The organism is Acidiplasma aeolicum (assembly GCF_001402945.1).
Classification (GTDB): Archaea; Thermoplasmatota; Thermoplasmata; order Thermoplasmatales; family Thermoplasmataceae; genus Acidiplasma; species Acidiplasma aeolicum.
In genome coordinates this window covers 1-13,385 of record NZ_LKBG01000225.1, presented here as the reverse complement: position 1 = coordinate 13,385, position 13,385 = coordinate 1, and the positions used below count along the sequence as shown (strand labels likewise).

The 13,385-nt window shown below is 31.2% G+C and carries 10 protein-coding genes; 4 read left to right on the top strand and 6 right to left on the bottom strand.

The genetic code is table 11. The features are described 5' to 3' along the window. Positions 1-26 precede the first annotated feature (26 nt). Positions 27-1,304 (top strand): hypothetical protein, encoded by a 1,278-nt coding sequence (locus AOG54_RS05265; protein WP_054963856.1) that lies wholly within the window; start codon positions 27-29, stop codon positions 1,302-1,304. Here the strand turns inward: AOG54_RS05265 and AOG54_RS05260 are convergent. From AOG54_RS05260 to AOG54_RS05250, 3 genes are all read right to left on the bottom strand, one after another. Then, on the bottom strand, positions 1,281-1,760 hold the full coding sequence (locus AOG54_RS05260) for a GNAT family N-acetyltransferase (protein WP_055032507.1): 480 nt from the start codon (positions 1,758-1,760) through the stop codon (positions 1,281-1,283). The genes AOG54_RS05265 and AOG54_RS05260 overlap by 24 nt on opposite strands. Then, a complete protein-coding gene (locus tag AOG54_RS05255) occupies positions 1,738-2,559 on the bottom strand; it encodes a nucleotidyltransferase domain-containing protein (protein ID WP_084779385.1) in 822 nt (273 codons plus the stop codon). Before AOG54_RS05255 ends, AOG54_RS05260 begins: the two co-directional genes overlap by 23 nt. A gap of 343 nt (positions 2,560-2,902) precedes the next feature. Next, the gene (locus AOG54_RS05250; protein WP_156318726.1) at positions 2,903-3,253 is read right to left on the bottom strand and encodes a hypothetical protein; all 351 of its coding nucleotides are present in this window, start codon (positions 3,251-3,253) and stop codon (positions 2,903-2,905) included. 866 nt (positions 3,254-4,119) lie between these two features. Here AOG54_RS05250 and AOG54_RS05245 point away from each other — a divergent pair. Further along, a complete protein-coding gene (locus AOG54_RS05245; protein ID WP_054964177.1) occupies positions 4,120-5,445 on the top strand; it encodes an ATP-binding protein in 1,326 nt (441 codons plus the stop codon). A 299-nt stretch (positions 5,446-5,744) separates the two neighbouring features. Here the strand turns inward: AOG54_RS05245 and AOG54_RS05240 are convergent, their stop codons facing one another. From AOG54_RS05240 to AOG54_RS05230, 3 genes are all read right to left on the bottom strand, one after another. Continuing rightward, positions 5,745-7,043: an ATP-binding protein gene (locus AOG54_RS05240; protein ID WP_054964176.1), complete on the bottom strand. Its 1,299-nt coding sequence runs from the start codon at positions 7,041-7,043 to the stop codon at positions 5,745-5,747. Between the two features lie 517 nt (positions 7,044-7,560). Then, complete coding sequence (locus AOG54_RS05235; RefSeq protein ID WP_162200870.1) at positions 7,561-8,691, bottom strand: aminotransferase class III-fold pyridoxal phosphate-dependent enzyme; 1,131 nt, start codon at positions 8,689-8,691, stop codon at positions 7,561-7,563. A 2-nt stretch (positions 8,692-8,693) separates the two neighbouring features. Further along, positions 8,694-10,115, bottom strand: coding sequence for an APC family permease (locus tag AOG54_RS05230; RefSeq protein ID WP_055032505.1), 1,422 nt, complete (start codon positions 10,113-10,115; stop codon positions 8,694-8,696). 923 nt (positions 10,116-11,038) lie between these two features. On the opposite strand from AOG54_RS05230, the gene AOG54_RS05225 reads away from it, so the two are divergent. Then, entirely contained in the window at positions 11,039-11,722 is a 684-nt protein-coding gene (locus AOG54_RS05225; protein WP_048102294.1) for an MvaI/BcnI family restriction endonuclease, read from the top strand. Between the two features lie 8 nt (positions 11,723-11,730). Continuing rightward, a complete protein-coding gene (locus AOG54_RS05220) occupies positions 11,731-12,954 on the top strand; it encodes a hypothetical protein (protein ID WP_197065872.1) in 1,224 nt (407 codons plus the stop codon). Positions 12,955-13,385 lie beyond the last annotated feature (431 nt).

Genomic DNA, 13,385 nt, shown 5'->3' with positions numbered 1-13,385 from the left:
TCTAAATATAGGTTTATTATTTTGGCATGGAAAAATCCCAATTAATTGAAAAGAGATTTCAGGAGTATGAAAAAGCCGAAAAGTTATTAAAAAATAGAAAACCAGAAAATTTTTCAATAGAAAAATTATTTCCAGAGCTTAAACTACCCGAAGTAAATAGTCGCAAAACTTATGGTTATTACATATTTGATAAACCAGTATACGCCTTGATACCATATTTAGATGATATAATAATTAATGTACCGCCGTTTAAAAATAGGGAGGCATTAGAAAAGAAATTAAAAATATCATTGGATTATTTAATTGAACTCCAGGAAAGAAATAGAGTATCAATTAATCTGGATTCTGATCCCGTCGCCTATGAAAATTTAGATTATATGGATGAGATAATAGAAAACGCCCCATCATCACAAATAAGAAATGATATGTATTTGAAATTTATCAATCCTGAAAATAATTATTCAGAGATTTCAAATAAAATATTTGATGGGAAGTTATTCGATTATGCCAAAAAAATTAAATGGGATGCGTATGTTAATAAATTTGAAAATGAAATTGAAAATACAGCCAAGAACATCTTAACCCAGCTAGGTGCACTTGGATATAAATCCCTTTTTGATAAACTCACCGGCGGTAAATATTCTCCTGAGGAAATATATAATTTAATATATACATATTCCTCGTTTCTTACAGATCCTGTATTTTACTCACTGGAAGGTATAACACCCATTGATAAGTACTCTATTGAAAATCCTCTTAATTCGGACGCATATAAGGATATATCACCATTACTTAAAGATAAAATCGGCCAGTCTAAAAAAATTATGGAATTTCCCACCGACGTTGGTATTGAACTTTTAAGGAATAACGGCGTGTATTTCCCATCAGGAATAGATACTGCATTGCAGATTGATACAGAAAAGGCCAGAAAAGCATTATTTGAGTTGGATAGGGCAATCAATGAAAGAATGGATAGGGAAAAAATAGTGGATAGAAAAATTGCGCTTGAAGAGGAATTCAAGCAAATTAACGACGCTGTTAATGTTTATAATAAATCACAAAATAACAAAATAAAGGATAAAGTAGATATAACAATAGGAATTATTGGTGCGGCATCTTCATTATTCCTTGATAAACCCCTGCTTTTAGCATCCCTAATAACCACTGCATTATCTTTAGAAAGTGTTAACATTCCCACAAAAATAGCAGAAAGAATATTAAAATTTAGGAAGCCCAGCCATATAGTGGCCTATATGGATTTTCATAATGAAATAAAAAATTTAAATGTATCTGGTAAAAACTAATATGTCCTTATGGAACTCCATATCACTCATCCTGCATTCAATTTTAAAATTGTTTTTTGTAAAAAAGTTTATACTTTTATAATTATCCCCATAAACTTCTGTTACAATTTTGTAACATCCATATTCTTCAAATTTTTTGATTATTAGATTCAGCATATCTGTTCCAATGCCCATTTTTCTATATTTTTCATCCACGAAAATCCCCAATATTGTCCCAACGTTTCCAGATGAAAATATATCCATATAGCCTAAAATACCATTTTCGTTTTCATAAACAAAAATATTATAGTTTTGATAAACATTCGCCTCTATGTATTTTTTTAACTTTTTTGCATCTGTAACTTTGTAGCTGAATGCACCAGAGGCAGAACCCACATTGATCATATTTGCAATGGAACCATAATCTTTTGGTTCTGCCTTTCTAATTATAAATTTATGGTTTTGTTCTATATTCATCACCTTCATAAATAAAATCTAAATATGTCTTACTTGTAATTATATTCTCATGGCTTATGACCTCAATGGCTTCTGAGATCATTGAGTTCAGGACATTAACTTTAATCATTAAATTATCTATAGATATTTCAGTGGTTTTAATCAATTTTGTTATGTTCTCCTTATAATTTTCAGGGAGCCAAATTAATTTATATGAATTATATAGGCGCCACTTGGTGTCAGGTATGAACTCATGGTTTAAACAGTAAAGAAGCTGTAAGAAGAGGTCAATGGATTCATTTAATAGTATATACGAACACTCCAGACAGCCTCGTTTATACATTAGGTCTGGAGGTAGTTTAAATTCATAATTTTTGGGTATTTCGTATTTTTCTATAGAAAATCCCTTCCATTTTAATTTCATAAGAATGTTTATTATATCCTGTGCCCTTTCCTCGTCGCCATAAATCAATTTGCTTTGCAACAAATTATAGATTTTATTATCGTGATCTAATAATAAAATGCCCTCTTTAAATGCCTGCCTCTGTTCATGTGACCATTTGGCATTTAACCATGAATTGTATTCAAATAGCATTATATCCAAATCAAAATTTTTAAATATTCTTTCTCCGGGTACTAAATTGGTATTATAATTGTAAAATATTCCGAGGTCGATATCTGAATATTCATCTGCATATCCCCTGGCCGCACCACCTAATAGAACCACCCCAACTATATCCTTATCTTTCCTTAAATCCTCTATAAATTTCTTAGCTATTTCTATATGTTTATTTATTAGTTGGGACATTTTGTTATCCATATTATAATATAAGAGACTAATATAAATATCTACGTTTCTAAATATATATTTTGGTAATCTCTTAAATGTAATAATATTTTTAATAATATAGATTTATGGTATTAGATTTCCCGTAAAAATTGCGCTTATTATATACTTTCTCCTGTTCATTTGCAATAACATTTTCCGATACTTTATAATCACCTTAATTCTGCATCACTTTTTTAATATAAGGTATATTTTCTCATACATCACATTATTTTCAATACGAGAACCTATTTTTGATTCTACCTTACTTATTTTGTTATTTTAAGTAATTATTAAAAAGCCTCATTTTTTATTTAGGTTGTTTACCATATTTTGTTTAAATATAAATTCCCCTGTTAATAATGAAATATAGTTTGCTGAATTTAAGTTTAAAATGTGCCCAAACTTCATATCTCTCTGTTGGATTAAGCCTTGGGTAATTTGCAACATCATCAAGTACACCTAATATAAATCTATCTACATCAGGATCAAGTATAAGTTTGTGCATGGTTACTGTCTCATCACCGAGATACTCTCCATGTTCCCACCTTGGTATTTTCTGGTCAAATACCTTTTCTGTGTATAAAATTCCCTGATCATATAAATCCTTTAATGCTGGAAATAACGCATCATATGTATTATCTACCTTTCTATTCACCACATCAATAATTGCTCCACCTTTTGCCATATTTTTCACCTCATTTTTTCTTTCTTTTTTTGTTAATATCACTTAACTTATTTTCTTTCCCAACTGTTCCAGTGTCAAGGTCTTCATTCTTTATTATTACCCCCTATCCTCCATATACTTACGGTAAAATGAATAGAACGCTGAACCTGGCTCATGACCTAATAACCCTCAAAATCTACAGGTGTTACAAACCCATTCTTTATTAGTGTTAAAACCCTTTACCATGACCTTGGTGTTGCGGCCGCCTGTTCTAGTATCTTTGGATTTACATCATATAGACATTTTTCATTCATTGGCCCTTTAAGAAAATCAGTTAATGATGTTATTAAATAGTATACCTTAAACCTTGTATAAAGCGGTAATGGTAGATTATGTATAGGATTTTTGCATCCAAACTTATATTGCCTGCTGTTATTAGTGAATACATTAATATATCCTGATTTCCTAATTTATCATTTAGTACAATTCGGTAGAACTCCGATTTTATTGACTGACACATTGTGCTGGTAAATACCATACGCCTTAATCACATACCATAGATTATACCAAAATTCTGTGCTAATATATAGGATTGATGAATTGCTATAAATGCAATGATGATGTTAAATACATGTTTAGTAAATGGTATCATTTATCAATACATAGAATATGATGCCCGATCGATACTTAATCTGCATGGATTATAATCAGTATTAAAAATATATTTTTATTATTACTAATTATATAATAAATTTATAAAATATGTTGTCCGTATCCTTAGTATGATACATTATGTATCTAATATTAATTTGTTTTATAAAAAAACAAAATATAACATATATTGTTTTATAAGAAAACAATTTTATATAACTTTGTATTACATTTACATGGAAGGCAGTAAATTAGCATTTAGAAAAGTTATCTCTGAATGGTTAACAGGAGATTTACCATATGCACGTAAAAGAGACATAAATATACCATTAAAATCTGAAAAAATTATTACAGTGATAGGACCAAGAAGATCGGGCAAAACATATTTTTTATATTTTGTAATTAATGAACTATTAAAAACCGAACCGAAGAATAATATACTGTATATAAATTTTGAGGACGATAGATTAATAAATATAAAAATCTCCGATCTTGATGATATAATACCTATATTTTATGAAATGGCAAATCCTGATAAAGAGAAAAATATTTACCTATTTTTTGATGAAATTCAGAATATAGAAAACTGGGAAAAATATATAAGAAGGCTCTACGATACAAAACAATTTAGAATTTATTTATCAGGCTCATCATCGAAATTATTAAGCCGTGAGATTTCAACCTCCTTAAGGGGAAGAAACCTTGAATATGTTATAATGCCACTAAACTTCAGGGAATATCTTGAATTTAATGGGAAGGAATATTCTTACCTAACAGGATTCACTGACAATAAAGGATATATTATTTCTGAGCTTAGAAATTATCTTGAATATGGTGGATATCCTGAGGTTGTTATAGAAAAAAATAATGATAATAAATTAAGAATATTGAGATCTTATTATAATACAATTTTCTCAATGGATATGGCAGAACATTTCAATATTTCCGAAGTTAATGTCCTGGATGCCTTTTTAAAATATATAATATCAATATATTCAAAATATTTTAGCATATCAAAAATTTACGGTATATTCAAATCAGCTGGTTATAAAATAAGTAAAAATAAACTGCTGGAATTTTTGTATGATTCCGAGGAGGTATTCTTTATGTTCTATCTAAAAATATACAGCCGGTCGGAGAATAAGAAATTATCATACCGGAAGAAAATATATGTTATAGATTCTGGAATAATAAATTCGCTTAAAAATGAAATGTCCATTCCGAGATTAATGGAAAACATAGTATTTTTGGACTTAAATAAGAGAGGCATGGAAAATAACTTTAGTATAGCTTACTGGAAAGAATACGGAAAGGCTGATGGTAAAGAAATTGATTTTGTTTTATATGATTCACTAAAGATCATTCAATTAATCCAGGTAACATATATATCAGATATAAGTGATATTAATTCCAGGGAAATTTCTGCGCTTTTGGCCGGTGCAAGATATTTTAAGTGCCATGACCTTCTCATTATAACATGGGATTATGAGGGATATATCGAAAAGAATGGTGAAAAGATAATTTTTATACCCCTCTGGAAATGGCTTCTTAACCTTAAATAATTTCTAAATCAATAATTTTGTTAAAATGTTGGATAATGACCAGAACTTATCATGTCAAAGACAGGGGCAAAGGCCGGTGCCATTTCTGGTTTGTTGCATGGCCGTTTTCTTGACTTTTTGGTCTATTACATTGATTATTTATAAAAATGATGTGATGAAGTTTTTATCACAGGATGCTTTAAAAGAATTATCGGCAGGGATGAACTCATTTTGGGATAACATAATAATATTATTAATCCAAAAGACCATTAAAAGAGGGTTTATTTTATAATAATCGGTGCCATAACATAAATCAATATTTAGAAGTTAAATAAAGCCCATAACCAGAATGGAATATACTTTATTAAAATACCATTGATTGATTCTTCTCCTTCATAATCATAGGTTATTATTTTCCCGGTATTCAAACCAAGGTTCATTGCGGCTTCCACAAGGGCAGACGTTTCCCTGGATCTTGTGCCAGGGTCCGACACTGAGTAAGAAACCTGTATGAGTTCTATATTTTTTCCAGTAAGAATGAAATCCACTTCCTTTCCTGATTTTAGCTTAAGATAATTTATACTCATAGCAGGAGAAGCATTCTTCAATAATTCCATAAAAACTGCGTTTTCCAGTGCCCTTCCCCTATCAATGTCGGAGAAAAGCCGGGAAATGCCTATATCTGTTATATAGATCTTTGATTGCGTGGCCATGCGCTTCTGTACACTCTTTTCATATTTCTCAAGTATATTTACGAGAAAGACAGATTTGGAATAGTAAAGAAAATTTAACAGTGTTATTCTGCTTATTCTCCTTCCGGTACTTCTGAAATAATTTAACGCCTTTACCGAACTGAAATAGGAGGCATAGCTGCTGGAAAGAATTCTTAGAAATATGTTTAAATCTCCAACCTCTCTGATATTGTATCTTCTCACTATATCCCTGAAGAAAATTGCATCAAAGTAGGATGAAAGAAGTTCAAGTTTTCTTGATGGTTTGTCTGTCATTGCGATTTCAGGAAATGACCCATATTCCAAAAAATCATCAACCAACTTTAATACGGTTCCTTTCTCAATAGAATATTTATACAGTTTGTTAATTTTTAGCCCCTTTGCGGCCACATATTCCTTAAAAGAGAATGGATAAACAATATATGTGAGGTTTCTGCCTGCAAGCGAGGTGGCAATTTCACTGCTTAACAATTCAGATGAGGAACCTGTTACAATAATTCTATATTTTCCCATGTCATAGATTTTTCTAACCCATTTATCCCAGTTTTCAACAACCTGAATTTCATCAAGAAAAAGGTATATGGTACCATCAGGGTTGAAAAGTTCCTTATGGGCAATGAGAAGGTTGTCAAGATCTGATGCAACTATTCCTACAAGTCTCTCGTTTTCAAAATTCACATAAATAATATTATCATTTTTAATGCCTTTTTTTAAAAGTTCAGTCATGCACTGAAACATGATATAGGTTTTACCTGTTCTCCTTGAACCGGCAATTGCAATTATCTTATCAGTTTCCAGATCAATGTGCATATCACGTTCTATCATATTTGGTATTTTATATTCCTTCCAGAGCGCTAAAACATATTTGAAATCATCAATTGTTACCATTATTGTACAGTATACTGAACATACTATTATATTTTATGTATATTATACTGTACAATTTAAGCAGATTATAAACAGTCTTATAAAATTGGGCATGCCGTTATGTTACCTTCATAATGTTAAATCATTGAGTCTTTATATTTCATGACAAAACTTGATTTTATATGCCGATTTTAAATTTCATTGTTATTGATTATTTTCCAAATTTAGAATAAACGAAGTAATAAAAAGAATAGTTAAAGTAGCATTATCATTCCCTGATGAGGACTCTGCAATGAAGATATTTTATTTAAAATCAATACGTTTCGATTCTTAGCAGTCATTCAGGAACATGAATGGATAATATAAATGCCATGATGAGATTAAAAATATATTCAATAGGAGGTACCCTTTATAAATACACAGAATATGGTACACGATCTGTTAAAATAAGGCCCCAATCATTTAATTATATAATTTAATCTTCCTGATTTTTCATTGGTAAATAACTAAATACCTTTGATTTTGACATTTCTAAATATTATTCTTCAAGTACATTAATAATTTTTTCAATTCCTGAATCCAGCGTTTCTTTATCTATAAGCACAGGTGGTGTGATCTTTAATACATTATTTGATTCACCTGTAAGCGAACATGCCAGATTATCAGAAAATAATCTGTTTCTAATGTTTAATGCATATTCCGGATCAGGATTGCCAACATCATCAGAGAATTCAATTCCAATCATAAATCCAAGCCCCCTTACAGATGATATTTTATCATTTGAAATCTTCAACAGTTTTTTAATTATATTAACACCATTATTCCTGACAAAATCTAACCTTTTTTCATCAAGTGATTTAATAACCTCAAGTGCCACCCTTGAGGTAAACATATTACCGCCCTGCATGCTTAATACATCATTATATGGCAAATCCCAGGAGTTATTATATAAAACCGCCCCAAGTGGAAGGCCGGCAGCCATGCCCTTGCCAATGCAAACCATATCTGGTTTTATATTGTATTTTTTAAATAAAAACATTTCACCGGACCGGCCATAACCAGTATATACCTCATCAACAATTAAATGAAACCCAAGATTCTTTGATATTTCGATTATGTAATTTATAAACTCTTTTGGTAAAACATTCACACCCCCATCTGACTGTATAAGTTCTATTATAACTGTTCCATTATCCAATGAAAATGGACTTTTTTTAATCAGGCTGTTGTTATATTCAATGGCATTTTCCACTGAAATTTTATTATCAGGTATCTTTAGATGGATTATTCTATTATTTATATCATATCCGGTACCATTTGAAACAATCTTTGTTAGATATGTTAATCCATGGTAGGCACCCTCAAGGGAAATAACCGGAAAACCATATCTTGTTAGTGCTGTGTCGCAGGCCTCTGTTCCGCTTGTGGTGAAAGCCGAATTTTCAAATCCGGATAATTTTTTAAGCGTATTTTTTAATTCACATTTATAAAAATTTCTGAATACAAGGCTGCTTACCTGCGGCACCAGCCATTCCGGTTTTATGAAATTGTAACCTGTTGTCATTGCCGATCCGGAAAAATCTAATATAAGATTATTTCCACTTTTCACATAAAATTCTGATGCGCCATCAATCTCTAATGTAAATGGTTTAAATTCAGGTTTAACCATCATTAATCCCCTGTTAACTCGTCAATTGTTTCAACATTTGTTGAGTTCCTCCTTGCATATATTATTATTACGCCAATGATTATCCATGCAGGTATTAATATGTATATAACAGAAAGGGGCATTGTCAGGCCCAAAAGAGAATAATAAATGGCTATGGCCATTAGTACAGATGCTGCGGTTGGTGCTATAATATAAGATATGGGTTTCATTTTTAATTTTTTCTTTTTTATAAATAGTGCCAGGGAATTATTTGTGGCTATATGGTAAAGAAGGGTGAATATTGTTATTGCAGTGCCCCATAATGCAAAACTGTCAAAAAGGCCATTTGATTCACCATAATAATAAACCATTGGCACTATTGTTAGCAATACTCCAATAACAACAATCAGGAATAACCATATGGTTGCAACATAAGGACTGCCATATTTTTTGTGTACCCTTGAAAAGCTCTCTGGCATCAGCCCATCCCTGGCAAGTGCGAATAATGTCCTTGCCCCGCTATTTCCGAATATAACCGGTGAAAATATCTGTGCAATGACAACAAAAATAAATGCAAATACAGCTATATCAAGACCATAAAACTGCTGGGCTATGTAAAGTCCCGGTGCAAATGACCCATCCACAGTTGCCAGATTCGGCCCGGCTGCAGCAACAATACTGTAAACAACAAAGGTATCGAATGCAACCATGATCAGAAGGGCCACAATAATTGATTTTTTAAGGTTATGTTTTGATAATTTTGCCTCCTCGCCGAGGGATACAACAGAGCCATAACCACCATATGCCAGGAATGCCCCAACTACCATGGCAAGGAAGAAGCCGTGAAGACCGTCAAGGGAATTGTTGATATTAAAATATACCAGGCTATTATAATGCGCTTTTGTCACAAAGCCTATTGCAAGTACCGAAAAAATAATTAGCTGGAGCATGCCAATGGTGATTGCTGTTCCTGATGCAACCTTTATTCCAAAATATCCCACCATCAGGTAAAGCACTGGAACGATTAATGATAACAAAACCACGCCATATAATGGAATTGTTATACCCAGAAGGGTTGATAAACCAACCCACGTGAACCAGCCAACAACAATGCTGGCTGCAATCATATCACCAATAACCCAGAATGCATTCCATAAGCCAACGCTTTTTGAGAAAACCCTATTCTGTGTGCCGGCCTCAACATACTTATAATATCCGCCTGCATTGTTTATATGTTCACTGAAAACATAAATGGCAATAATTGCCAGAAATAGTGTTATTCCTCCAATGAGAAATGCCAGCGGTGCAGTTTCCCCACCATAGGTCATTGCGGTGACGCCGGTAACAGCAAATGCCCCTGCCGGAAATATTACCGATACAGCATAAAAAACAACACCCCAGAAACCTATTGAGTTTTCCTTAAGTTTTTTAGAATTAGCAGTCATAAAATGATAAAATAGTTCAATATTTAAATATTATTATAATTTTTCTGTTAAAATTTTAGAAAAATTTTAATTTTTCGATTTTATGTAATTCATACAAATAATCAGGCTATTGTTTAAATCCAAATATTTAGAGGAAAATATTATAATTTAAAAAATTTAATTTATAATGTGTAACTGCATAAAAACCTTCAGTTAATAAAATTTAAAGGTTGTGTACCATATTTTGTGTAAATATAAATCCCCCTGTTAATAATGAAATGATCATTAAATAACAGGGAGAAATACCTCTTTTGAAAGCAGGAGGTAATAAAATATGGAATATGGCAATATAAACATATCGGATATAGAGAAATTAATAGAACAGACAATAAAGGAAAAAATAGAAGCACTTATGAAATAGTATACCATATTAATTTTACTATTTTTATTTATTATACATAATTGTTAGAGCTTACTCTGGTCTCCTTGATATTTTCGAATGTTATTGTTTAATTTATTATTTCTGGATCCTTAAAATTGGTATTATTCTTCATTACGGAATATATGGTATTCAATAGCTTATTGAAGCATGCTATCATTAATTTATTGTCATTTAATCTATTACACTTCTATTATTTTTTAAAACTCTTTGAAACCATTGTTATTATTTATAATTATAATGTTCTTAATTTATTCATTTCATTATTTATAATGCAGTAATCAAACTTTTTCTTAGCTATGTCTATTCCTATATATCATATATTCCTCCGATCAGTTGTTTCTTCCCATATCCTAGCAGTCTTGCCTGTTATCAGTGTATTAAACACAATATACCATAGTGTCATATCCTGAAATGAATTCCTTAATAAATTTATTGTTTTTCATGATTCCTTATTAATATACAAATGTTTAAATTTATTTGAAAGATAATCATAGGTGGATTAATGGATATTAATGAATTTATTACTAGATTTAATAAAATAAAAAAACTGGGGTTTATAAAATCATTAAGAAAAGGCCCTACTGGCGTAGGCAAAACATTAGAAACATATCTTGGAATAAAGGAAAATAATATTAATCTACCAGATCTCGAAGGAGCAGAACTAAAAGCACATAGATATAATTCAGATAATATGATTACATTGTTTACCTTTAATAGGGGCGCATGGATAATGGATCCTTTAGAGGCTGTTAAAAGGTATGGGACAAAAGATATCAATGGCAGGCTTGGCCTTTATTTTACAATGAGCTTCACCCAAAACAGCGCAGGATTATATTTATATTTAGAAAATGATGCGGTTTCTGTAAGGCATATTGACGGCAATGTACTAGTAAGATGGAAATTTTCTGACCTTCAAGAGCAATTTAACAATAAGATACCTGCCTTAGTATTAGTTTATGCCAGATCAGAATTTAGGGGAGATGATGAATACTTTGAATTCTATAAAGCATTATTATTAAAAGGTACAACTAAGGATATTTTAAAAGAAAGCATTAAGAATGGAGTTATATTAATAGATTTAAGGCTCCATGACAAAGGCACAATGGCTAGAAACCATGGCACCGGCTTTAGAGTTCATGAAAAGGATTTACCATTAATTTTTTCCATGTCAGAGGTGATAGCATAATAACTAAAGTGGATGATTGGACATTCAATAACGCAAATACAAGAGGATATACACATATTTACCATGATTACCCTGCAAGGATGATACCTCAAGTTGCAAATAAGTTATTATCAATATATGGCAAAGAAGCAAAAACATTATTTGATCCTTACTGCGGAACAGGTACTTCATTAGTAGAAGGGATGCTCATGGGTATAGATGGCATAGGCACTGATTTAAATCCTTTAGCTAGGCTTATAGCACAGTCTAAATCAGATTACAATATAAATATAAAGAAACTTTTAGAATGCATTGAAGAATTTAATGAAAAAGTTAATAACTTAAAACCAGAAATACCTGAAATAAAAAATATAGATTTCTGGTTTAATAATAATGTTATAATAAAACTGGGCAAAATCAAGGCATTTATAAATTTAATAGAAGACGATCATATAAATCTATTTTTTAAAATAGCATTCAGTGAAACTGTAAGAGAAAGCTCAAACACTAGAAGAAATGAATTTAAATTATTTAGATATAGTAAAGAAAAATTAAGTAAATGGAATCCTGATCCATTTATAATTATAAATGAAAAGCTCCATAGAAATGTAAAAGGATTGGCGGAATTTATAAGGAAAATTAAAAAATTAGATAAAATGCCTGAAATAAAAATATATGGGTACAACTCTGTAAATGAAATACCTAATAATAATATAAAAGAAGACTATGCTGATATTGTAGTGACATCCCCACCATATGGTGATTCCCATACAACAGTTGCATATGGCCAATATTCAAGGTTATCATCACAATGGTTATCTCTAATCAATGAAAATATTGATAAAAAACTTATGGGTGGAATAAAATTAAAGTCCATTCCTGATTTTCCATCAAAAACTTTAAACGAAGCTATAAATATAATAGCATCTAAAAATAATAAAAGGGCATTGGAGGTTGCATCTTTTTATAATGATTTACAAATGTCAATTAAAAATGTCTCTAAAATTATTAAGCTAAATGGATATTCATGCTATGTTGTCGCCAATAGGACAGTAAGCTCTGTTATATTGCCTACATCAGAGGCAATAAAGGATTTCTTTGAATATTATGGTTTTGACCATATAAATACTTATATAAGGGAAATACCAAATAAAAGGATGCCTATAAAGAATAGCCCTACAAATGTTGCTGGTGAAACCATGAATACAATGCTTAATGAGCACATTGTGGTAATGAAAAAGATTAAAAATTAAGGTCATAAAAATTGAATTAGTGTAGAACGTTGAGAAGTGGGAAGCCAAAGAAGAACATGGCAATAATTGTGAATATTGAGTAGCCGTTCACTATATCACTCAGGGGGTTCTTGGATTTCTTCTCCACATTGTACACGTTAGGTATGCATCCATAGAATATCAATGATATCCTAAGCCTATTATTCACGAAATGAGTAATGGCAGCTTATAATTGTGGTTGAATGGTAGGAATATGTAAGGTGCCATAAGAAGACCGATTCCTGCCATGACACCCCAGACCATGATGCCTCTTCCCCTTGACTTTGGATTCGCATCGCCAAGGAATGCAACCGAAGTTGCCTAGAATATTCCAACCTTAAAACCGCCCAGAACTATGAAAATTAAAAGCTCGAGGCAAGTCACGGAGTAGCTAGCCCTAATTGTGAATATCG

Excerpts from the sequence above, each read along its gene's own strand:
- AOG54_RS05265 (WP_054963856.1), top strand. The coding sequence starts at position 27 with ATGGAAAAATCCCAATTAATTGAAAAGAGATTTCAGGAGTATGAAAAA.
- AOG54_RS05260 (WP_055032507.1), bottom strand. The coding sequence starts at position 1,760 with ATGAATATAGAACAAAACCATAAATTTATAATTAGAAAGGCAGAACCA.
- AOG54_RS05255 (WP_084779385.1), bottom strand. The coding sequence starts at position 2,559 with ATGGATAACAAAATGTCCCAACTAATAAATAAACATATAGAAATAGCT.
- AOG54_RS05250 (WP_156318726.1), bottom strand. The coding sequence starts at position 3,253 with ATGGCAAAAGGTGGAGCAATTATTGATGTGGTGAATAGAAAGGTAGAT.
- AOG54_RS05245 (WP_054964177.1), top strand. The coding sequence starts at position 4,120 with ATGGAAGGCAGTAAATTAGCATTTAGAAAAGTTATCTCTGAATGGTTA.
- AOG54_RS05240 (WP_054964176.1), bottom strand. The coding sequence starts at position 7,043 with ATGGTAACAATTGATGATTTCAAATATGTTTTAGCGCTCTGGAAGGAA.
- AOG54_RS05235 (WP_162200870.1), bottom strand. The coding sequence starts at position 8,691 with ATGGTTAAACCTGAATTTAAACCATTTACATTAGAGATTGATGGCGCA.
- AOG54_RS05230 (WP_055032505.1), bottom strand. The coding sequence starts at position 10,115 with ATGACTGCTAATTCTAAAAAACTTAAGGAAAACTCAATAGGTTTCTGG.
- AOG54_RS05225 (WP_048102294.1), top strand. The coding sequence starts at position 11,039 with ATGGATATTAATGAATTTATTACTAGATTTAATAAAATAAAAAAACTG.